22 protein-coding genes and 2 tRNA genes are annotated in these 22,712 nt (G+C 42.0%); 22 read left to right on the top strand and 2 right to left on the bottom strand.

Annotation, left to right across the window (positions count from 1 at the left end; all coding sequences use genetic code 11):
• The first annotated feature begins 369 nt into the window (after positions 1-369).
• The 9 genes from spoVT (at position 370) to IEV27_RS19350 (ending at position 6,932) form a co-directional block, all read left to right on the top strand.
• Positions 370-906 carry a stage V sporulation protein T gene (gene spoVT, locus IEV27_RS19390; protein ID WP_188379165.1) on the top strand — a complete coding sequence of 179 codons (537 nt, stop codon included), beginning with the start codon at positions 370-372 and terminating at the stop codon, positions 904-906.
• 84 nt (positions 907-990) lie between these two features.
• A complete protein-coding gene (locus IEV27_RS19385; RefSeq protein ID WP_188379164.1) occupies positions 991-2,571 on the top strand; it encodes a putative polysaccharide biosynthesis protein in 1,581 nt (526 codons plus the stop codon).
• Positions 2,568-4,028, top strand: a complete 1,461-nt coding sequence (gene yabN / locus IEV27_RS19380) for a bifunctional methyltransferase/pyrophosphohydrolase YabN (RefSeq protein WP_188379163.1) — start codon at positions 2,568-2,570, stop codon at positions 4,026-4,028. The genes IEV27_RS19385 and yabN overlap by 4 nt, the downstream gene beginning before the upstream one ends.
• A complete protein-coding gene (locus IEV27_RS19375; protein ID WP_188379162.1) occupies positions 4,025-4,285 on the top strand; it encodes an RNA-binding S4 domain-containing protein in 261 nt (86 codons plus the stop codon). The genes yabN and IEV27_RS19375 overlap by 4 nt, the downstream gene beginning before the upstream one ends.
• Before the next feature lie 412 nt (positions 4,286-4,697).
• Positions 4,698-5,009: a sporulation protein YabP gene (gene yabP / locus IEV27_RS19370; RefSeq protein WP_188379161.1), complete on the top strand. Its 312-nt coding sequence runs from the start codon at positions 4,698-4,700 to the stop codon at positions 5,007-5,009.
• Positions 5,006-5,602: a spore cortex biosynthesis protein YabQ gene (gene yabQ, locus IEV27_RS19365; RefSeq protein ID WP_188379160.1), complete on the top strand. Its 597-nt coding sequence runs from the start codon at positions 5,006-5,008 to the stop codon at positions 5,600-5,602. Before yabP ends, yabQ begins: the two co-directional genes overlap by 4 nt.
• A gap of 66 nt (positions 5,603-5,668) precedes the next feature.
• On the top strand, positions 5,669-6,046 hold the full coding sequence (locus tag IEV27_RS19360) for an FtsB family cell division protein (RefSeq protein ID WP_188379159.1): 378 nt from the start codon (positions 5,669-5,671) through the stop codon (positions 6,044-6,046).
• A 74-nt stretch (positions 6,047-6,120) separates the two neighbouring features.
• Entirely contained in the window at positions 6,121-6,510 is a 390-nt protein-coding gene (locus tag IEV27_RS19355; protein WP_188379158.1) for a S1 domain-containing RNA-binding protein, read from the top strand.
• A gap of 98 nt (positions 6,511-6,608) precedes the next feature.
• Positions 6,609-6,932: a YnfA family protein gene (locus IEV27_RS19350; protein WP_188379157.1), complete on the top strand. Its 324-nt coding sequence runs from the start codon at positions 6,609-6,611 to the stop codon at positions 6,930-6,932.
• Between the two features lie 113 nt (positions 6,933-7,045).
• Here the strand turns inward: IEV27_RS19350 and IEV27_RS19345 are convergent.
• Positions 7,046-7,117 (bottom strand) — tRNA-Glu (locus tag IEV27_RS19345).
• Between the two features lie 306 nt (positions 7,118-7,423).
• Positions 7,424-7,497, bottom strand: a tRNA-Met gene (locus tag IEV27_RS19340).
• Between the two features lie 270 nt (positions 7,498-7,767).
• Here IEV27_RS19340 and spoIIE point away from each other — a divergent pair.
• The 13 genes from spoIIE to lysS all read left to right on the top strand — a co-directional run bounded on the left by spoIIE (position 7,768) and on the right by lysS (position 22,461).
• Complete coding sequence (gene spoIIE / locus IEV27_RS19335; RefSeq protein WP_188379156.1) at positions 7,768-10,209, top strand: stage II sporulation protein E; 2,442 nt, start codon at positions 7,768-7,770, stop codon at positions 10,207-10,209.
• Positions 10,210-10,272: 63 nt separating this feature from the next.
• Positions 10,273-11,007, top strand: coding sequence for a VWA domain-containing protein (locus IEV27_RS19330; protein WP_188379155.1), 735 nt, complete (start codon positions 10,273-10,275; stop codon positions 11,005-11,007).
• Entirely contained in the window at positions 10,988-11,905 is a 918-nt protein-coding gene (gene prkT, locus IEV27_RS19325) for a serine/threonine protein kinase PrkT (RefSeq protein WP_188379154.1), read from the top strand. Before IEV27_RS19330 ends, prkT begins: the two co-directional genes overlap by 20 nt.
• Before the next feature lie 71 nt (positions 11,906-11,976).
• The gene (tilS, locus tag IEV27_RS19320) at positions 11,977-13,356 is read left to right on the top strand and encodes a tRNA lysidine(34) synthetase TilS (RefSeq protein ID WP_229735432.1); all 1,380 of its coding nucleotides are present in this window, start codon (positions 11,977-11,979) and stop codon (positions 13,354-13,356) included.
• A 23-nt stretch (positions 13,357-13,379) separates the two neighbouring features.
• Positions 13,380-13,919, top strand: a complete 540-nt coding sequence (hpt, locus tag IEV27_RS19315) for a hypoxanthine phosphoribosyltransferase (RefSeq protein ID WP_188379152.1) — start codon at positions 13,380-13,382, stop codon at positions 13,917-13,919.
• A 118-nt stretch (positions 13,920-14,037) separates the two neighbouring features.
• Positions 14,038-16,098: an ATP-dependent zinc metalloprotease FtsH gene (ftsH, locus tag IEV27_RS19310; protein WP_188379151.1), complete on the top strand. Its 2,061-nt coding sequence runs from the start codon at positions 14,038-14,040 to the stop codon at positions 16,096-16,098.
• Between the two features lie 135 nt (positions 16,099-16,233).
• A complete protein-coding gene (locus IEV27_RS19305) occupies positions 16,234-17,028 on the top strand; it encodes a type III pantothenate kinase (protein WP_188379150.1) in 795 nt (264 codons plus the stop codon).
• Positions 17,029-17,031: 3 nt separating this feature from the next.
• On the top strand, positions 17,032-17,910 hold the full coding sequence (gene hslO / locus IEV27_RS19300; protein ID WP_188379149.1) for an Hsp33 family molecular chaperone HslO: 879 nt from the start codon (positions 17,032-17,034) through the stop codon (positions 17,908-17,910).
• A 152-nt stretch (positions 17,911-18,062) separates the two neighbouring features.
• Positions 18,063-18,989 (top strand): cysteine synthase A, encoded by a 927-nt coding sequence (gene cysK, locus IEV27_RS19295; RefSeq protein WP_188379148.1) that lies wholly within the window; start codon positions 18,063-18,065, stop codon positions 18,987-18,989.
• Positions 18,990-19,099: 110 nt separating this feature from the next.
• Positions 19,100-19,924, top strand: a complete 825-nt coding sequence (gene folP, locus IEV27_RS19290; RefSeq protein ID WP_188379147.1) for a dihydropteroate synthase — start codon at positions 19,100-19,102, stop codon at positions 19,922-19,924.
• Positions 19,925-20,293 (top strand): dihydroneopterin aldolase, encoded by a 369-nt coding sequence (gene folB, locus IEV27_RS19285; protein ID WP_188379146.1) that lies wholly within the window; start codon positions 19,925-19,927, stop codon positions 20,291-20,293.
• Complete coding sequence (folK, locus tag IEV27_RS19280) at positions 20,283-20,780, top strand: 2-amino-4-hydroxy-6-hydroxymethyldihydropteridine diphosphokinase (RefSeq protein WP_188379145.1); 498 nt, start codon at positions 20,283-20,285, stop codon at positions 20,778-20,780. The genes folB and folK overlap by 11 nt, the downstream gene beginning before the upstream one ends.
• A gap of 199 nt (positions 20,781-20,979) precedes the next feature.
• Positions 20,980-22,461, top strand: coding sequence for a lysine--tRNA ligase (lysS, locus tag IEV27_RS19275; protein WP_188379144.1), 1,482 nt, complete (start codon positions 20,980-20,982; stop codon positions 22,459-22,461).
• Positions 22,462-22,712: the final 251 nt, after the last annotated feature.

Genomic DNA, 22,712 nt, shown 5'->3' with positions numbered 1-22,712 from the left:
CTTTCCACGGGGGAGAGTCACCTAGGTCTGTGTCCAGCGATGTCCCTGACTGCTTTTCTATTGCTCTTTTATTGAAAAAGGGAGTCGCTTCCTCATCCCTTAACACACTTTTAAATAAAAAAAGACTCTTTACCAACGGAGGCGTTCTTCTTAATCAGGAGGACGCCTTCTTGAAGTTCGAACCAGGTCAACATGATTTCTGAACAAGATTTATCAACGCTTACAACCCTGCCGCTCCTACCGCTTTTTAATTTTTATGCATAGGTTTTTTATGGTGTATCATACTATATTTATCACCCGTTTATTCTGCATGGGAAATTTGTCAGGATAATGCAGGTTGTAGCATCATGAAAGGGAGGCAGCAATTGAATGAAAGCAACTGGTATTGTTCGTCGTATCGATGACTTAGGCAGGGTTGTAATACCTAAAGAAATTCGTCGTACTTTGCGTATTAGAGAAGGCGATCCATTGGAAATTTTCGTTGACCGTGAAGGTGAAGTTATTTTGAAAAAATACTCTCCAATTAGTGAACTTGGCGATTTTGCTAAGGAATATGCGGAAGCCTTACACGATTCTTTGAAGGTTCCGGTACTTATTTGTGATCGTGACGAATTTATTGCCGTCGCAGGTGAGTCGAAGAAGTCCTATTTAAATAGGCAGATTGGGACGCTTATGGAGCAGGTGTTGGACAAGCGAACTGCAGAGTCAGAAAAACATCCGCAGCCTGTAGAAATCGTGCGTGATCAGGAAGAGGACGTTATATCTTATATTATTTATCCTATCATTGCGCAAGGTGATCCAATTGGTTGTGTAGCTGCATTTAACAAAGAAGGTTCACCGATCGAAGAAGGTGCTCAAATGGCTGTTGAGACAGCTGCACATTTCTTAGCAAAGCAGATGGAATAGCTCGAAAGCCAGGTCTATCAAGAGATCTGGCTTGTTTTGTGCTATAATGGAACCACTTATTTTATGAATGGGAAAGGGTAAACCATGGAACAAACCAATGCGTCCCACCGGCTGATAAAAGGAGCCCTATTACTGACAATAGCAGGGTTAATCGGCAAAATATTAAGTGCCGCTTATCGGATTCCTTTGCAAAATATCGCTGGTGATGTCGGCTTTTATATTTATCAACAAATTTATCCAGTATTAGGGATGGCCCTTATGCTTTCGCTATATGGATTCCCGGTCGCCATTTCCAAGCTGGTATCCGAACTTCAAGATCAAGGGGTAAAGCTGAGCCTTCGCTCCTTTTACATACCTGCCTTTGCTTGGTTGTCTATCATTTGTGGAGGAATTTTTCTTCTTGGGTATACTCAAGCTGACCGATTGGCCGCGGTGATGGGCGATGAGCAATTAACCTCTTCATTGCAGGCTGCTTTTTTTGTGTTTTTGCTTCTTCCATTTTCTTCGCTTATACGCGGGGTTTTTCAAGGGAAAGGGATTATGGAGCCAACTGCGGCTTCTCAAATAAGTGAACAGCTCGTCCGGGTTTTTGTCATTATAGGAAGTGCCATTTATGCAACACGAGCAGGGAACCTCTATCAGATCGGTATTGGTGGAGCAATATCTTCTATTCTGGGAGCAGCGGCTGCTGCTTTTGTTTTACTCGTGTTTTGGCTGCGAAGCGAAAAAATTCCCGTGGGGCAAGAAAGTATAAAGCCCGGCTTTTTTGCAAAAACGATCTTTTTTTATGGGGTATTTATTTGTTTGAATTACATGTTATTGCTGTTTCTGCAATTAATTGATGCTCTTACACTCATACCCGGCTTGCAAACCGCGGGATTTGGATTAGAAGAAGCGAAAGCAGCTAAAGGTATATTTGATCGCGGCCAGCCGCTTATTCAGTTAGGGACGGTATTGGCATCGTCCCTTGCTTTAGCATTAGTCCCCTCTGTAACCAAAGAACGTAAAGAGAAAGAACCTGAACAGGTGGAGCGTTACATCTTTGGAGGGATAAAGTATTGTCTCTTTATTGCAGCAGGTGCAACTGCCGGTCTTGTCACTCTATTTCCTTATGTGAATGAAGTCTTTTTTCAGAATTCGAAGGGGTCTTCCCCGCTGCAACTACTTATGCTTGTTATTTTGTTTAGCTCCTTAGCGATCACGCTTTCGTCGTTGCTCCAAGGCCTTGGAAAAGTGGTTCATACCGCCATTGTGGTGGTCGCTGCTTTGTTTGTAAAGTGGGGGATGAATATAGGATTAGTCCCTCTGTTTGAGGTGTATGGAGCGGCGGCTGCCTCCGTCATTACCGTCGTCTTTGTAGTAGGGTGTCATGTCGTTTTATTACATAAAGAGTACCATTTCACAAATTGGAGGCGACTGCCTTGGTTTGCCCTGTTCGGTGCACTGAGCGGTATGACAGGGGTATTGTTTGCACTTGAACTGGGAATGGCGGGTATCGAACATCGGCTTGCTCTATTGGCTTACTTGCTGTTCGTCATAGCGCTTGGAGCTTCCGTTTATTTATACTTGCTGATTCGGTTTGGGGCGTTTGAACAAAAGGAACTAGAGCTTCTCCCTTTTGGAGAGGTGTTCGTTAAATTTTTGCCGAGAGGAAGGAAAGTATGAATACAATTTCGATTGTTGGACTTGGAGCTGGAGATCTAGAGCAGCTCCCTTTAGGAATTTATCGCAAACTACAGAAGGTGCAGGGTGCGATTTATGTGCGGACGATGGGTCATCCCGTCATTTCGGAATTACAAAAAGATGGGCTTGTTTTCGAGAGCTTCGATTCTGTTTATGAAGCATATGATCAGTTTGAAGATGTATATGCAGCCATTGTGCGTCAATTAGTGGAAGCTGCTAAACACCAGAATGTGACCTACGTAGTGCCCGGTCATCCGATGCTTGCAGAACGTACCGTACAGCTGCTTATTGCTTGTGATGAGGTAAATGTGGAAATAAAAGGCGGACAAAGCTATTTAGATGATCTGTTTACAGCCTTGAAAATTGATCCAATTGAAGGCTTTCAATTTATCGATGCCACTTCTTTCGTGCGAGATGAACTTCAGTTACAGCATCATCTAGTCTTCTGTCAGGTTTACGATGCGATGATGGCCTCTGAAGTAAAACTTGTACTTTTAGAGGATTTGCCACCTGAGTATGAAGTGACCGTCGTTACCGCAGCAGGAAGCAGCGAAGAACGTTTAGTGACGGTTCCTCTGGAGGATTTAGATCGTGCAGTGGCCGTTAATAATTTAACGAGTGTATACGTCCCTCCTGTAAAAAAGGAAGATTTGAACCATCAGTTTTTCCGCTTGCGTGAGGTGATTCGTGATCTTAGAGGTCCAGGCGGATGTCCGTGGGATCAAAAGCAAACGCATGAATCGCTGAGAAAATATTTGATTGAAGAAGCCTATGAGTTTATTGATGCTGTCAATCGCGAAGATGATGAACATATGGTCGAAGAGCTGGGAGATGTGCTATTACAAGTGATGCTTCATAGCCAAATTGGGGAGGACGATGGCTTCTTCACGGTTGATGATGTGATACAGTCGGTTACAGATAAAATGATTCGGCGTCATCCCCATGTGTTTGGGCAGGTCCATGTCGACAATACAGAGGATGTGCTGACGAACTGGGATGAAATAAAGAAACAGGAAAAAGGGGAAGAGCCTGAATCCTTGTTAGATAGCGTTCCTACAAGTTTTCCTGCGTTATTACAAGCTGAAGATTTGCAAAAGAAGGCTGCTAAAGTAGGATTTGATTGGGATAACGTCGAATTAGTACTAGAAAAGGTTGAAGAAGAATGGGAAGAGTTTTTAGAAGCGAAGAAAGCGGATAACAAGGAGGAAATGGAGAAGGAGTTTGGAGACTGGTTATTTGCAATTGCGAACGTTGCCCGTCATTATAAAATTAACGGGGAAACAGCATTGCAGCGAACAAACCAAAAATTCAGATTCCGTTTTTCCTCTATGGAAAGACAAGCGAGCAGCGTTAATCGTACATTAGATGATTATTCATTAGAAGAGATGGAGCAATTATGGGTTCGTGCGAAATATGAGAAGGAGGAAGATGGAGGATGAGATTAGATAAGTTCCTGAAGATTTCAAGGCTTATTAAACGTCGTACGCTGGCTAAAGAAGTTGCCGATCAAGGTAGAATTAATATAAACGGCACACCTAGTAAAGCAGCGACAAAAGTAGACGTTGGAGATGAATTGACGATTCAGTTTGGGCAAAAGATCTTAACGATCGAAGTGAAGTCGTTACGGGAAAATGTAAAAAAAGATGAAGCGGCCACTCTTTATGAAATAAAAAAAGAAGAACCTGTAAAGCAGTAGCCACTCTTTATCATTTTTTCGTTATAAAAGGATAGGAACAACAACCTGGAGACCCTGAAGAAAAGGGTCTGGCTGTTGAAAAAGATTAGACGGATATAATATGTGAGCATACCGTAAAAGGGTTTTAGGAAACGGCGAGACTCCTGTGGGAGATACGAATAAGGTGTGACCCCGGAGGGCGATAAAGCCCGAGGAGGCACACCATTCGCCCATGGAAAGGGAGTCGTTTCCTAGAACCCTTTATTCTATTTAATGACAGAAACTTTCACTTAAAAACGTGGAGAAAACTAAGGTTTCTCTATAAGTGGAGACCCTGAAGAAAAGGGTCTTTTTCTTTTTTTGCAGATTGTATGCTGTAAGTTCTATTTACCCGTTCTTCCTCATAGCTTGTACTAGAGAAGGAGGCTGTGAAATGGAAGGGTATGAAAAGAATATAAGTGGGCGCAGTAGTCATATTCATCAAGCTGAACATAATGTAAAGGTGTGGAATCGTCGCAACCTTGAAATATCAGGTGTAAAAGAAGTGGACAGCTTCGACAGTGAAGAATTTCTTCTGCAAACATCTATGGGTTACCTTGTGATTCGCGGAGAAAATCTACAAATGAAAAACCTAAACTTAGATGACGGACAAGTAGCTATTAAAGGCCGAGTGTACGAAATGACGTACTTAGATGAAAATCATGGGGAGAAAGCTAAAGGTTTATTTAGCAAGCTGTTCAAATGACGTTAACTACTCAATTCATGACGATGATTTCGATGATCGCTGGTGGAATCTATATTGGGGCAGCCATGGATACCTTTGAACGCCTTTTTCATAAAAGAAACAAGAGAAGCTGGTTTGAGTATATGTGGCAGTCTGCCTTTTGGATGACTCAGGCTGCTTTTCTTTTTTTTATCTTGTATTCCGTAAACTATGGTGAGATACGGGTATATATTTTTCTAGCTTTACTTTGTGGCTATGCTGCTTACCGCGCATTATTTCAGCGAAGCTATAACCGATTATTGGAGTTTAAGATTCGAATTTGTGTGAGTGTATTACGCTTCTTAAAGCGTCTTTTTGACATTTTTATCGTGTGGCCCCTCACAACTTTGATCATTATATCGAAAAATGTATTAATATGGGTTTACCGAATATTATATAAGGGTATATTTATAGTGTTTACTGTCGCTTTCTATCCTATTTTGTTGGTTTTTCGTCTCATTTGGAAGCTAATACCGGAAAAAATAAAAAAATATTTACTTCATTTAGCAGGATTTTACGATACAATAAAGAATATTATAGTTAATAAATGGAATAGCAAAAACAAAGATGAATAAAGCTAGCGTTGTAGAGGACAGGCGATGGGGATCTGCACATATTTTAAATAAGGGGGCCCGACGGAAATGGCAAATAAGTCGTCAGTTACTCGCATGGATTCTACATACATGAAGAATTACGATGCTCACATGGAACGTCATGCAAGGAAAAAGAAACGGTTGATGCGCCGGATTATGCTGTTTAGCCTTTTAGTAATTGTTGTGGCAGGCTCTATGGCTTTTTATCACTTCCAGCAGCGATCACTCCATGCGGAGAAAGTAGAAGAGTACAAGCAGCTGCAAGCCGAAATGGATGAACTGCAGCAGGAAGAAAAAAACTTAAACGAAGAGATTGAGTTATTAAATAACGAAGAATACGTCTTGCAAATTGCCAGATCGAACTATTTCTTCTCAAAAGATGGGGAAATTATCTTTAAAATGCCAAATGATGCCCCTTCGTATTGACACTCTTTTCATAGCTTATATATAATAGTAAAGAAGGATATTTTTATCGAAATCTAAGGAGGAGCATTTTTTTTATGTCAATTGAAGTAGGCAGCAAGCTACAGGGTAAGGTAACGGGTATCACTAATTTCGGAGCATTTGTCGAGCTTCCAGATGGGAAGACAGGTCTTGTCCACATTAGTGAAGTTGCCGATAACTATGTGAAAGACATTAATGAGCACCTTAGCCAAGGTGACGAAGTTGAGGTTAAGGTTATTAATGTTGGAGATGATGGAAAGATTGGTCTATCCATCAAAAAAGCAAAAGAGAATTATGGTCGTCGTGCGCCTAAGAAGCCTCGTAAACCTGTAGAATCATTCGAGCAGAAAATGAGTAACTTCTTAAAGGACAGCGAAGACCGTCTAGCATCACTGAAAAAGCAAACTGAGACCAAACGTGGAGGTCGAGGTGCTAAAAGAGGATAGCTTGCTGTCTAGGACAATGAGTAAAAGATGCGCGTTTATATAAAAACAGACCTGCTTATTAGCAGGTCTGTTTTTTTAGATTGGATAGAGGTGAGGACGTGTCAGCGTTACTATTATTTCTGCTTGCAGGCTTAGCAGAAATCGGTGGAGGCTACCTGATTTGGATCTGGTTAAGAGAAGGTAAGCCTTTTTACTTTGGGATCACAGGAGCTTTTTTGTTAGCGTCTTATGGTGTCGTGGCTGCCTTTCAATCTTTTCCTGCCTTCGGACGGGTATATGCTGCCTATGGTGGAGTGTTCATTGTTTTATCCGTTCTTTGGGGATGGGGTGTAGATCGAAAGATGCCTGACATGTATGACTGGGCAGGTGCTGGTATTTGTTTGGTTGGAGTCGCCGTCATGTTATGGGGGCCAAGAAGTTGATTTTGTTACTTGATCGAAGGAAGTAGAGAAAAGCTTCTTTCTATAGAAAGTAAACGAGTGAATGAAAATAAAAAACGTCTTTCTCAAATGGAGAAAGACGTTTTTTTACTTTATGACCCGTACGGGATTCGAACCCGTGATACCGCCGTGAAAGGGCGGTGTCTTAACCACTTGACCAACGGGCCTCGTTCATATGTAATGTGGGGGATTAGCGAACCAAGCCCCTTCAGCACTTAATATCATCCGGCTTCATGGCTTAGATGCTCGCGACATAAGTCAATCATCTGAATGGTCAAAGATCAGACCATTTCAGCTGCTTGTCTTATGCGTATCGCATCTATTCAAAGCCATTCAGCACTTGTGTTATCCGGCTTCAGGGGCCAGACACTCGCGAGATAAGTCAGTCACTTTCCATGTTCCAAAAATCGGGAACATGGAAGCGCCTGTCTTATCCGTTTCGTGTCTAAGCAGGCCCCTTCTGCACTTAATAGTAGCGGCGGAGGGGATCGAACCCCCGACCTCACGGGTATGAACCGTACGCTCTAGCCAGCTGAGCTACACCGCCATGTTGTCATTTAAGGCACAAGAAATATAGTACACTATGAAAAAAAACATGTCAACATAAAATAAAATTATGAGATTAGTCTGTTAATTTCGATAGAGGATATTGGATGATTTTGGATAAGTAACGAATCACGTGAGTGTTATTTTGTAGAATGGAGCTCCGTTTGTATGAAATCAATCGAAGTTTTTGTTGTTGCACGTCTGTTGTTTTGACAAAATGATTCGCTTTGATGTGATTTAATGGGTCTAACAAAAAGGAGTGGTGAATATTATGTTGGGGACCGTTATGAAACGAGCAGGGCGAGAAGCAATGTGGAGAGAGTCATCATTAAATCGAGGAATTGAAAAGATGGCATTATCGGTGTTTACTTTTCTAGCGGCTAAGGGTGTCTTTCATATGGCTCTCAGTTTATTACTTGGACGAGCTGTCATCTTATCGTCGATGGCACCGTTCGGCGTTGCTTTCTTAGCAGTGATCTGGTGGTTTAAGCGTCCGCTCATCATACCGGCGACAATGATGATGGCGATTGGAGCTGCTACATATAGTTATGGACATGCTGGATTTATTGCTGGAGCTGCGGTTTCGATTCTTCTATTAAGTGGTTTATTAAATAAGCTTCACCAACCGCAGAAGTGGCTGCCGGTTATAGCGGCATTAGCGAGTATGATCCCGCGAACCGTAAGCCTTGCCGTGTTGGACCGCTGGCAATTATACGAAATTTTTCTCCTCGTCTCTGAAGGAGTGCTGGCTTTTATACTTGTACTTATTTTTATGCAAAGCTTACCGCTTTTATCACCACAACGCTATCATCCTACGTTAAAAAATGAGGAAATTGTTTGTTTTATCATTTTACTGGCTTCTGTGTTAACCGGGATGATTGGTTTTGAGTACCAAGACATAGCGATGGTCGATGTGTTTTCTCGTTATTTAGTTATATTGTTGGCTTATATAGCTGGAGCGGCTATTGGATCGACGGTGGGGGTGGTTACGGGGCTTGTTCTGAGTCTGTCCCAGGTGGATCATCTTTATCAAATGAGTTTGCTTGCCTTTTCGGGGTTGTTGGGCGGCTTATTAAAAGAGGGAAATAAACTGGGGGTTAGTGCAGGACTTTTTGTAAGTACCATATTAATGGGATTTTATACGGGAGATGGTTTGTCTGCTTCCTTATGGGCATCTTTCTTCGCAATCATTCTGTTTTTTCTGACGCCTGAACGCTGGGTTAAGAGGTTATCACGCTTCGTACCTGGTACCGATGAACACCGTCAAGAGCAACAGAAGTATTTACAAAAGGTTAGAGATGTGACAGCTGTTCGTGTGGGAAAATTTTCTGATGTGTTTGAGGCTTTGTCAAAGAGCTTTCATCATATTGATCATTCACAAAAGGAGGCAGATGATACCCAAGAGGTAGATTATTTCTTAAGTCATGTGACAGAGAAAACGTGCCAGGCGTGTTTTAAGAAAGAGAAATGTTGGATTAATCAATTTGATGAGACGCATAATCTTATGACGGATTTAATGGTGGAGATCGATGAGAAGGAAGACGTAAGCCGTATGATGCGGAAGAATGTGGATCAATATTGTGTGAAGTCTCAAAAGCTGATTGACACGATGAAGCATGAGCTGTCCTTTTACCATGCGAATAAACAGCTGAAGCAGCAGGTTCAAGAAAGTCGAAAGTTTGTAGCAGAACAGCTTCATGGTGTTTCAGAAGTGATGAATAATTTTGCAAAGGAGATTGTAAAGGAACGAGAGCATCATGAACAAAAAGAGCACATCATTCATGAAGCATTAGAGAGGTTAGGTTTAAATGTGGCTAAGCTTGAAATCTATACGCTTGATGCTGGGAATATTGATTTGGAAGTGATCATTGAGATCGACCAATATAGAGGGGAAGGAGCAAAGTTAATCGCCCCGCTGCTTTCTGATATTTTACAGGAAACGATCGTGGTAACGATGGAGGATATTTCACCTTATCCTCACGGGCGCTGTTTAATGACGTTTGGATCAGCGAAACACTATACGATTGAATCTGGAGTGGCTCATGCCGCTAAAGGGGGAGGATTTATATCGGGAGACAGCTATTCCATGATGGAATTAGGAAGGGGGAAGTATGCTTTAGCGATCAGTGATGGGATGGGGAACGGGGAAAGAGCTCACGAGGAGAGCGTAGAGACATTAAGACTGCTCAAACAAATTTTACAATCTGGTATTCAAGAATCTGTGGCCATTCAGTCTATTAATTCCATTCTCTCGTTAAGAAGCAACGATGAAATATTTTCAACGTTAGACTTAGCCGTGATTGACCTGCATTTTGCGACATCGAAGTTTATTAAAATAGGAAGTACACCGAGCTTTATAAAAAGGGGAGATCAAATTATCTCAGTAGAGTCAGGTAATCTGCCAATGGGGATTATACCTGAAGTTGATGTGGATACTACGAGTGAGCAGCTTAAAGCCGGGGATCTTTTAATTATGGTGAGTGATGGCATCTTAGAGGGGCCAAAACACGTCGAAAATGTGGAGGTGTGGTTAAAGAGAAAGATTAGAGAAATCGATGAGCAGGATCCGCAAGAAGTGGCCGATATTTTATTAGAAGAAGTCATACGTGCTCAATCTGGAGGAATTGATGACGATATGACGGTGCTTGTGGCACGGATTGATCATTACATGCCGGAATGGTCGGCTATTAAGTTTCATAAAAAACAGGCTTAGCGCCACGTATATTCCTCCTCATTTTCGGCGAAAATGGTCGTAACAAATGAGGAGGGAAGCTCGATGAAAGCAGGTCGATTAAAACAAATTCTATTGTTAACTGATGGGTGCTCAAACTATGGTGAGGATCCTGTTGCTGTCGCTGCATTAGCGAGGAATCAGGGGGTAACGGTCAATGTCATTGGTGTGCTCGATGACCAGCAGACAGGTGAGGCACAAGGACTTAAAGAGGTAGAGTCGATTGCAGAAGCTGGGGGCGGCGTTAGTCAGATCGTCTATCAAAAGAACTTGTCTGAAACCGTGCAGATGGTAACGAAGCAAGCGATGACTCAGACGATACAAGGGGTGGTCAATAAAGAGCTGCAGCATATTTTGGGTGAAAGTAAAACCATTGAAGAGCTGCCTCCTGAACAGAGAGGGGAAGTTGTAGAGATCGTGGATGACCTGGGGGAGACCTGCAAGTTGGAGGTCCTTGTTTTGGTTGATTCAAGTGCAAGTATGCATCATAAGCTCCCTACAGTGAAAGAAGCTCTTGCTGATTTGTCGCTAAGCCTTAATGCGAGAAGCGGATCCAATCAGTTTAGTGTTTATTCTTTCCCGGATGTAAAGCACACGATTAAGCAGCGAGTGGACTGGACATCGGAGCTTAGCGCTATGCATAACTTATTTTCTAAGCTTTCAAGTGGAGGATATACTCCGACAGGGCCAGCTTTAAAAGAAGCTCTTTATGCATTTACACATAAATCAATCTCTAGAGATGAAAGCAGGGTGGATCCATATGAAGAAACCGGTTTTTAATGTAACCAATGGTACTCTTGTGCGTGGAAAATGGAACCATCATGCTTACCATATTGTAAACAAGCTTGGTGAAGGGGCTTGTGGCGTTGTTTATTTGTGTGAGAAAAACGGAGTTCGATATGCGCTGAAAGTAGGGACCGAGAGCTCAAGGCTCATGCTTGAAGTGAATATGCTTAAGAAGTTCAGTAAGGTCCAAGGAGTAAAGCTTGGGCCTTCTTTTGTTGATGTTGATGATTGGGTGGCGTCCAATGGTCAAACCTACCCTTTTTACGTCATGGAATATATTAAAGGAGATTCGTTTTCGACTTTCCTTCGTGGGAAGAAAAAAGAATGGGTTGGGATTTGTGCGATGCAGCTGCTTAGTGACTTAGAGCATTTGCATCAAGCGGGATATGTATTTGGAGACCTTAAAACGGATAATTTATTAATTGCTGATTCTAAGGTGCAATGGATTGATGTCGGTGGAGTAACAGGCATTGGGCGAGCGATAAAGGAATATACAGAGTTCTATGATCGCGGATACTGGGGGTATGGTTCACGTCGGGCAGATCCAGGGTATGACTTATTTGCAGTGACCATGATTATGCTTGAGACTGTTTATCCTGCGCGTTTCACAGCACATAGGGATGCGCAGAAAACATTGCAGGACAAACTGAAGCAAGCCTCGCTGCCAGTAGAGTACAAGCGGGTCATAACAGATTGCTGGCAGGGAAAATATCATTCAGCCAGAGATATGAAAGAAGCGCTAGGTCAAATCCTCATGAAAAGAGTCCAGCCTCCGAAGCGCTTAACTCGTAAAAGCATCCATCACGAGGCGTCAGAGTGGGGAGAAATGCTTGGTGTGAGCTTTATTGCATTAGTGTTTTATGGCATCTCTGCTTGGAATCTATGGATGTAAAGGAAAGCTTTGCAGGAGAAGGCTGTCGAGTGGTACGATGAGGGGAGATGCGATGGGAGGTAGCGCGGCAGGTGATAGACGTGGAGAATTTTATTAAAAAACATCAATTGCTTCAACCTAACGATACAGTCATTTTAGCTGTATCCGGAGGCCCAGACTCTCTCGCCCTTCTTCATTACTTTTCTCAATTAAAAGATAAATATGGGTTAACACTTGTAGTCGCTTCGGTCGATCACAGTTTGCGAGGAGCAGGATCGAAGCAGGACCTTGACTATGTTAGGTCCCTCGCTAAGGAATGGGAGCTGACGTTTTACGGAACGACAGTTGATGTACCTTCGTTTAAGAAAGAGACAGGCATGGGTACGCAGGAAGCAGCGAGGACGTTACGTTACCGTTTTTTTGCTGAAGTAATGAATGAGGTCGAAGCTGATAAGCTGGCCTTTGGCCATCATGGCGATGATCAGGCGGAGACGATGCTCATGCAGTTCACGAGAAGCGCACTACCGGAAGCCGTGCATGGAATGCCGGTAAAACGTCCGTTTGCCTCCGGAAGTATTATTCGTCCTTTTCTTTGCTTAGAGAAAGAAGACTTAGTACAATATTGCGCTGCCCATCAGCTGCAGCCTCGTCACGATCCATCTAATGAAGAAACAGATTATACGCGGAATGCTTTTCGTAAAAAGGTCCTCCCTTTTTTAAAAGCCTCAAACCCTAAGCTTCACCAGCACATGCAGCGAATGAGTGAACGATTCTCAGAAGATCGAGGCTTCATTCAAGAGAAGGCTGAAGAAGTCCTTCAAGATATAAAAATGGAGGGTGGAAAAGGCGGCTTCACACAATTTTCAAAAACTGTTTTTCAAAAGCAGCCGCTTGCTTTACAAAGAAGTGCCTTTCATCTAATATTAAACTATCTGTATGGTAATCAAATTGAAGAAATCTCCTATATACATGAGGAGATGTTTTTTCACCTTTTAGATGAACAAAAACCTAATGCAAGTCTAGATTTTCCAAGAGGGTTAAAAGTGGTTCGTGCCTACGATGACATAATGTTTACTTTTAACTCTGAAAAGGAAGAATCTATTTTGTTTAAAACATTATACATAGGAGAGCAAGTTTCACTTCCGGATGGATCAACTCTCTCGCTCACGGCGGGGGAAGACTCTTGGGAGCAGGGAAAACATGACTATGTTTGTGATTCACATCACGTATCTCTGCCATTAATTGTACGAAACCGAAAACCAGGAGATCGAATGATACTTAGAGGAATGAATGGGTCTAAGAAGGTAAAGGATATTTTTATCGACCAAAAGATCCCTGCACAACTTCGTGATACTTGGCCGCTTGTTACGGATCAGGATGGTCAAGTCCTATGGCTGGTTGGTTTAAAAAAAGGTGAGGGGTGTACTAGGAACCCTTCCGGTACATGGCTTCGATTACAATATAAAAAATAACTGAGAACGTAGGAGGAGCTTTCATGCACAACGAAATTGAGAAAATCTTGATTTCTGAAGAAGAGATTCAAAGCAAATGTAAAGAACTTGGAGCACAACTAACAGAAGAATATGAAGGACGTTTCCCTTTAGCGATCGGCGTACTTAAAGGAGCTATGCCGTTTATGGGTGACCTTTTAAAACGAGTGGAAACACACTTGGAAATGGACTTCATGGATGTCTCTAGTTATGACGGAGGAATGCGTTCTACCGGAGAAGTAAAGATCGTTAAAGACTTAGATACTTCAGTAGAAGGCAGAGACTTAATCATCGTGGAAGATATCATTGATAGTGGATTGACATTAAGCTATTTAGTGGACTTATTTAAATATCGTAAAGCAAAATCCATTAAAATTGTAACATTGCTCGATAAACCTGAAGGCAGAACTTCACATATTAAAGCCGATACGGTGGGTTTTGAAGTGCCTGATGAATTCGTAGTTGGATATGGTTTAGATTACAATGAAAAGTATCGTAACCTTCCATATATCGGGATTCTTAAACCAGAAGTGTATGGTGGCTGATGGAATCCAATTTGCGACTTCAAACAAACGTGCTGGATGTAAGGGCAATTAGTTGTGTGTTTCGTTTTTTGTGTGATAACATTTACTATAGTTTTTCTCGCTTGGGAGGAGGTAGGAAATGAACCGGATATTTCGTAATACAATCTTTTACTTACTAATCTTCCTCGTAGTTATCGGCATAGTCGGTCTATTTAGAGGTCAAGGTGAACCAGAACAAACATTAAATGTGAACGAATTTTACGATAGATTGAATAATGGTGAAATCGAAGAAATGACGATGCAGCCTACTAATGGTGTCATTCGTATCACAGGTTCAGTAGCTGGCAGTGAAGAAGGAGAAACGTTTACTGCAAACATTCCAGCTAACGAAGAAATCGTTTCTAACGTAACTGAAGAAGCTCAACAGCAAAGTATTTTAACCGTTGAAGAAGAAGAACAACCGAGTGTATGGGTCACGGTATTAACGTCCATCATTCCGTTTGTGATTATATTTATCTTGTTTATCTTCTTGCTTAACCAGGCTCAGGGCGGCGGAAGCCGTGTCATGAACTTTGGTAAGAGTAAGGCGAAGATGTACAGTGAAGACAAGAAGAAGGTGCGTTTTAAAGACGTGGCCGGAGCAGATGAAGAAAAGCAGGAGCTTGTGGAAGTTGTAGACTTCTTAAAAGATCCTCGTAAGTTCTCAGCAGTAGGTGCCCGTATTCCAAAAGGTGTCCTGCTTGTAGGACCACCAGGTACAGGTAAAACATTACTAGCGAGAGCCGTAGCAGGAGAAGCGGGAGTTCCGTTCTTCTCAATCAGTGGTTCTGACTTCGTAGAAATGTTTGTCGGTGTTGGTGCTTCCCGTGTCCGTGACTTGTTTGAAAATGCTAAGAAAAATGCGCCTTGTATCATTTTTATCGATGAAATTGATGCAGTAGGCCGTCAACGTGGAGCCGGTTTAGGCGGCGGTCACGATGAACGTGAACAAACATTGAACCAGCTGTTAGTTGAAATGGATGGTTTTGGAGCTAACGAAGGAATCATTATGATTGCAGCTACAAACCGTCCGGACATTCTTGACCCAGCCTTACTGCGTCCAGGCCGTTTTGACCGTCAAATTACGGTAGACCGTCCTGATGTAAAAGGTCGTCAAGCTGTTCTAGGGGTGCACGCTCGTGATAAGCCTCTATCTGATAACGTTGACCTTAAGACTATTGCTCTTCGTACCCCGGGGTTCTCGGGCGCAGACTTAGAGAACTTGCTTAACGAAGCAGCACTTGTGGCCGCTCGTGCAGACAGTAAAGAGATCGATATGATCCATGTCGACGAAGCCATTGATCGTGTTATAGCAGGCCCAGCTAAGAAAAGTCGTGTCATCTCTAAGAAAGAACGCAACATTGTGGCGCACCACGAAAGTGGACATACTGTTATCGGTATGGTCTTAGATGATGCGGACATGGTGCACAAGGTTACGATTGTGCCTCGTGGCCAAGCAGGAGGATATGCTGTGATGCTTCCACGAGAAGACCGCTACTTTATGACGAAGCCAGAATTGCTTGATAAGATTACAGGCTTACTTGGTGGACGTGTCGCTGAAGAAATTATGTTTGGTGAAGTGTCTACTGGAGCTCATAATGACTTCCAGCGTGCGACTTCCATTGCACGTAAGATGGTCACCGAATATGGAATGAGTGAAAAGCTTGGACCGCTTCAATTCGGACAAAACTCCGGCGGTCAAGTATTCCTTGGCAGAGACATTCAAAATGAACAAAATTATAGTGATCAAATTGCTTATGATATTGATACAGAAGTTCAAAGGTTTATTACAGATTCTTATGATCGTGCGAAAACGATTCTTACAGAGAATAAAGATAAACTTGAACTGATCGCGAATACTTTATTAGATGTGGAAACATTAGATGCTACTCAAATCGAATCCTTATTTAAAAAAGGACGCCTTCCAACTGATGAAGAGCTAGAAGAAATTGCGATTGAAAACAATAAGCAGCTTCGAGCGAATCAGGAAGAGCAAAAAGAGATTGATGAGCGTCAAGAGAACAATGAGAATGTACGCGTGAACCTAAAGTCAAAAGACGAAGAGCAAGAAACGCCAGAGGGTAAAGCATCTCCTTCTAAAGAAGAACAAAAAGGTTCGGAAGATCAAGACGACAACAAAGATCGTCATGACCGTTCATAACTCATATAAAAAAGTCACATTTCCAAGACAGGGAATGTGGCTTTTTCCTGTCTTGGTTCAAAACTCTTCATCCCATCCCTATCTTTAATTGTGATATGATGGAAGCCGAAGAAAAAGAAACAGGGGGCTTTGCATATGATTTTTGTCCTTGATGTGGGGAATACGAATACTGTACTCGGCGTATTTGAACACAATAAGCTGAACTATCAGTGGCGCATTAAGACGGATCGGTATAAAACAGAAGATGAATACGGAATGCTGATTAAATCACTTTTTGAACATGAAGGTCTTACTTTTCAAGATATAGATGGAGTCATCATTTCCTCCGTTGTACCACCCATAATGTTTGCACTTGAACGGATGGCTCGTTATTATTTTAAAAAAACACCGATGATTATCGGAGAGCAAGAAGTAGATGCAGGTTTATCGATGAAGTATCCGAACCCTAAAGAAATAGGAGCCGACCGAATTGTAAATGCCGTGGGAGCGATTGAAGAATATAATACTCCTCTTATTATTATCGACTTTGGTACAGCTACCACTTACTGTTACGTTAATGAAAAAGGGGAATATGTCGGAGGAGCGATTGCGCCGGGTATTAATATCTCCATGGAAGCTTTATATGCAAAAGCCGCAAAATTACCGAAGATTGAAATTAAAAGTCCGGAGCAAGTCGTAGGGTCATCAACCGTTGAAGCTATGCAGTCTGGAGTGTTTTACGGATATGTGGGTCAAGTAGATGAAGTGGTTCGTAGAATGAAGGAAACCGCAGAGTCCACGCCTACTGTAGTAGCAACAGGAGGGCTGGCTTCCCTGATAGGGGATGAGTCACGCACAATCGATGTGATCGATCCTTATTTAACATTAAAAGGGTTGAATAAAATTTATCAAAACAACAAAGATAATAAAGCATTCAAAGGAGAAGGATGATTTATGTCAGATTATTTAGTACGTGCTATTGGCTTTAATGGACAAGTGCGCGCTTACGCTATACAATCAACTGAAACAGTAGAAGAAGCACGCCGCAGGCAGGACTCTTGGGCTACAGCTTCAGCTGCCTTAGGCCGTACACTTACCATCAGTGCTATGATGGGAGCTATGCTTAAAGGCGAAGACAAATTGACAGCCAAAATAGAAGGCAACGGCCCGGTTGGAGCGATCATTGCTGATGCTAATTCAAAAGGAGACGTCCGCGGTTATCTGAAAAATCCTCATGTCGATTTTGACTTGAATAATCAAGGGAAACTTGATGTAGCTCGCGCTGTAGGAACGGACGGTACGTTAAGTATTGTAAAAGACCTTGGGATGAAAGATCACTTTACAGGGCAGGTTCCGATTGTATCTGGAGAAGTCAGCGAAGATTTCACGTATTACTTTGCCAATTCAGAACAAGTACCATCAGCTGTAGGAGCAGGCGTACTAGTTAATACCGACCATTCCATCTTGGCGGCTGGTGGTTTTATCATTCAAATGATGCCGGGAGCTGATGAAGAGACAACGGCAACCCTGGAAAAACGACTAACTGAAATTGCCCCCATCTCTACTATGGTTCGTGAAGGTAAAACGCCAGAAGAAATTCTTGCTGCTTTAATTGGCGAAGAGGATCTCCAGATTCTTGATTCAATGCCTGTCCAATTTAAGTGCCGCTGTTCTAGAGAGCGTGTAGAAATTGCGATATCAAGTTTAGGGGACGAAGAAATTCAACGTATGATTGAAGAAGATAAAGGGGCAGAAGCAAAGTGTCACTTTTGCAATGAAGCCTATAACTTTAATGAAAAAGATTTAAAAGAACTACAATCCAATCCATCCTAAAGAGCTGAGCGAAACGAGATAAATATCCGTTTCGCTCGCTTTTATTTTGGGAACACTTTTGATAAAAATGATAGAAATGTTTGACAATGACCCAGAGATTGCGTACATTAGTATTAAATCCTATTAAAATACTTGGTTTTAGGAGTGAAGTTATGAGAATTGCAAATAGTGTGAGTGAATTAGTGGGTCAAACCCCTTTAGTAAAATTGAACAAAAGTGCTGATGAAAATAGTGCAGACATTTATTTAAAACTTGAGTACATGAATCCAGGCAGCTCGGTTAAAGACCGTATTGCTCTTTCAATGATTGAGGCTGCTGAAGAAGCTGGCGACCTAAAAGCCGGCGATACGATCGTTGAACCGACTAGCGGGAATACGGGAATTGGGTTAGCGATGATAGCAGCGGCCAAAGGTTACCGGACGGTTCTCGTAATGCCGGATACTATGAGTCAAGAGCGACGTAACCTTTTACGTGCTTATGGTGCTGAATTAGTTTTAACACCTGGAGCGGATGGAATGAAAGGAGCTATAAAAAAAGCGTCTGAACTTCAAGATCAGCATGGTTACTTCATGCCTCAACAGTTTAATAATGAGGCGAACGTAGCTGTTCACGAAAAAACGACAGGACCTGAAATTGTTGAGCAAATGGGCGATCAGCTTGATGCATTCATTTCAGGTATTGGAACAGGTGGAACAATCACGGGTGCAGGAAAAGTGTTAAAAGAAAAGTATCCTGAAGTTAAAATTCACGCTGTAGAACCTGAAGGATCTCCTATTTTATCAGGCGGACAGCCAGGACCTCACAAAATTCAAGGGATCGGAGCTGGCTTTGTTCCGGGAATTCTAAATACTGAAATTTATGATGAAGTGCATCAAGTAACGACCGAAGAAGCTTACGATTCAGCTAGAGAAGCTGCCAGAAAAGACGGCATTTTAGGCGGCGTATCGTCGGGGGCTGCCATTCATGTAGCTAAAAAGGTCGCTAAACAATTAGGGAAAGGTAAAAAAGTAGTAGCTATTATTCCGAGTAATGGTGAACGTTATCTTTCTACACCTCTTTATCAATTTGAAGAAGAATAAAATGAAATTAAAAGCTGTGCCCTTTCAAAAAGGAGCACAGCTTTTTTGTTATCCGAAGGGGTGATGGTGTAAAATAGAGAAATAATAAACGTGGGAAATGAGGATGTATCATGAGTTTTCAGCTAATGACAAAGAGCCAATCGTATGCATTATCCGAGCAGACGCTCGTGATGGGGATTTTAAATATAACGCCTGATTCTTTCTCTGACGGCGGTCGTTTCAATCGAACGGAGGCAGCTATAGAACGTGCGGTGCAAATGGAGCAGGAAGGGGCACATATCATCGATGTTGGAGGTGAATCTACCCGTCCAGGGCATCGTCCTGTGTCTGAACAAGAAGAAATTGAGCGTGTAGTTCCTGTCATTAAAGCTGTGAAAGAACAAATATCGATTCCAATTTCTATAGATACGTATAAAGCAGAAGTAGCAAGACAAGCCTTAAAAGCTGGGGCTGAAATTGTTAATGATGTCTGGGGTGCAAAAAGGGAACCAAAAATTGCGGAAGCAGCAGCTGAATATGACGCCCCGATTATATTAATGCATAATCGTGAAGAAAAAAATTATAACTCTTTGATTATAGATATGAAGCGGGACTTGCAGGAAAGCATAAAAATCGCTAAAGAAGCAGGAGTGAAAGACCACCACATCATTCTTGATCCGGGTGTTGGGTTTGCCAAGACCATCGATGACAATTTAGAAGTCATGCGCAATCTCGATCAATTCCATGATCTTGGTTTTCCTCTGTTACTTGGTACTTCTCGCAAATCGTTTATCGGCCATGTATTGGACCTGCCAGAAACGGACCGTATGGAAGGGACAGGTGCGACTGTTTGTTTAGGTATTTCTAAGGGAGTTCAAATCGTAAGAGTGCATGATGTTAAAGAGATCGTACGGATGACAAAAATGATGGACGCAATGATAGAGAGGAGAAGTTAAATGGATCAAATTCAATTAAATGGTATGGAATTTTGGGGGTATCACGGACTTTTTCCTGAAGAGAATAAACTTGGTCAACGTTTTTATGTCGATTTAGAATTAGAGATGGATTTACAGCCGGCTGGCCATTCTGATGATATGACTCAATCAATTGATTACGGCGAGGTATACCAAATAACAAAGCGAGTGGTAGAAGGAGAAACACGCAACTTAGTAGAGGCGGTTGCTGAGCACTTAGCAGACGAGCTGTTACAGTATTTCAGCCAGCTTGAGGCGTGCCGGGTAAAAGTAACAAAGCCAGATCCTCCGATCCCGGGTCATTATCAATCGGTCGCCATTGATATATACAGGAGTAAGCATGATGAATAAAGCGTACATTGCGTTAGGCTCTAACCTTGATGAGCGAGAGCAATACTTAACCGAAGCGATTGAACAGATAGATCACCATGATGCTATTGATGTCACCCGACGTTCAAATATTTATGAGACAGCTCCTGTAGGTTACACTGACCAAAATGATTTTCTTAATATGGTGATCGAAGTTAATACGATACTTGAACCCTTGGCTTTACTCGACTTCTGTCAATCGATTGAAAAGGAGTTAGGCCGAAAAAGAGTGATTAAATGGGGGCCGCGCACAATAGACCTTGACATTTTGCTCTATAATCAAGAAAATATGAAAGATGAGCGTTTAACGATACCCCATCCTCATATGCATGAGCGTGCTTTTGTGATGGTACCTTTGGCCGAGTTAAATCCAGACGTTTACATCCCTGCGATTGGACAACGGGCTGACGACGTAGTTCATCAGCTTCCTTCCAGTGAAGTGAACGGTGTAAGCATCTGGAGTAGATAAATGTTAGGCATTCTTTATGAATTTCCAGAAGATATTGAAGAGCGCATGAAAGTTTGGTGAACGGTTCTCCGTTGACACCTTTCGAGGACTTTTCTATACTAAACCATAGTTAGAATACTGCCAGTGGCATGCTGGCAGTTTTTCATTTGGGACAACGTTAAACTTATATATAAACTTTTATAAGAATGGAGTGATGATCATGTCAGAAGAGCTCAATGACCAAATGCAGGTGAGACGCGAGAAATTGAACTCGTATAAGGAACAAGGACTCGATCCATTTGGAAGCAAATTTGAACGTACAGCTCTTGCTAGTGAATTAACGTCGCAGTATGACGAATTCACAAAGGAAGAGTTAGAAGAAAAACAAATTCCGACAACTATTGCAGGGCGTATTATGACGAAACGCGGAAAAGGAAAAGCGGGATTCGCGCATATTCAAGATCTAAGCGGTCAAATTCAGCTGTATGTCCGTAAAGATGCGATCGGTGAAGATGCTTATGCCATTTTTAAATCAGCAGATATTGGAGATATCGTCGGTGTTTCAGGTGAAATGTTCAAAACGAACGTAGGGGAATTATCCGTTAAAGCTAGTGAATTTGAAATCTTAACAAAATCTCTGCGTCCTTTACCAGAGAAGTTCCATGGCCTTAAAGATGTGGAACAGCGCTACCGCCAGCGTTACTTAGATTTAATTACGAATCCCGATAGTCGTGATACCTTCGTGTTACGTAGTAAAATCATTCAGTCTATGCGCAGATACCTAGACAACTTAGGATTCTTAGAGGTTGAAACACCAATGATGCATAGCATTCCTGGAGGAGCTTCAGCACGTCCATTTGTTACCCACCACAATGCTCTTGATATGGAACTTTATATGCGTATAGCGATTGAACTTCATCTGAAGAGATTAATTGTAGGTGGAATGGAAAAGGTTTATGAAATCGGCCGCGTTTTCCGTAATGAAGGAGTTTCTACTCGTCATAACCCTGAATTTACGATGATTGAGCTGTATGAGGCATACGCTGATTACCATGATATTATGAGCTTGACGGAGCATTTGATTGCTCACATTTCTAAAGAAGTACTAGGCACAACAAAGGTTCAGTACGATGATCAAGAAATTGATTTAGAGCCAGAGTGGGCACGTCTGCACATGGTGGACGCTGTTAAAGAGTATACAGGAGTAGACTTCTGGAAAGAAATGAGCGATGAAGAAGCTAAAGCACTTGCTAAAGAGCATGGGATCGAAATTCAAGAAACGATGACATTTGGTCATATTGTTAACGAGTTCTTTGAGCAGAAAGTAGAAGAAAAGTTAATTCAACCTACTTTCGTATATGGTCATCCAATCGAGATTTCTCCATTAGCGAAAAAGAATCCAGAAGACTCACGTTTTACTGATCGATTTGAGTTGTTTATTGTAGGCCGCGAGCATGCAAATGCGTTCTCTGAGCTAAACGACCCGATTGATCAACGTGAGCGTTTTGAAGCACAACTTAAAGAAAGAGAAGAAGGAAATGACGAAGCGCACTTAATGGACGATGATTTCCTTGAGTCATTGGAATACGGCATGCCTCCTACTGGAGGATTAGGCATAGGGATTGATCGTTTAGTCATGCTTCTTACAAACTCTGCATCCATTAGAGATGTACTTCTTTTTCCTCAAATGAGAAATAGGTAGTATCGATAATAAAGACTTCCAGACCTTAATAAAAGGCTGGAAGTCTTTTGTTTTGAAGAGTAATCGTCAGAATTAACTTTTATTTTAATTTGTACTTGATGTGCTCTTTGAACCGTGGTATATTAATAAACGTCGCAACAAGAGGTCGCGACATCGCAAGAAAACAAATTAAAAATCATGAAAAAGTTGTTGACTTCAACTTAAACACATGATATATTGATTAAGTCGCTGTTTTGAGGCGGCGAACGAAT

Source organism: Halobacillus andaensis, from assembly GCF_014636475.1.
In the GTDB taxonomy this organism is placed as follows: domain Bacteria; phylum Bacillota; class Bacilli; order Bacillales; family Halobacillaceae; genus Halobacillus_A; species Halobacillus_A andaensis.
The sequence above is the reverse complement of the archived record's forward strand: the minus strand, read 5'-3'. Positions and strand labels throughout refer to the sequence as shown.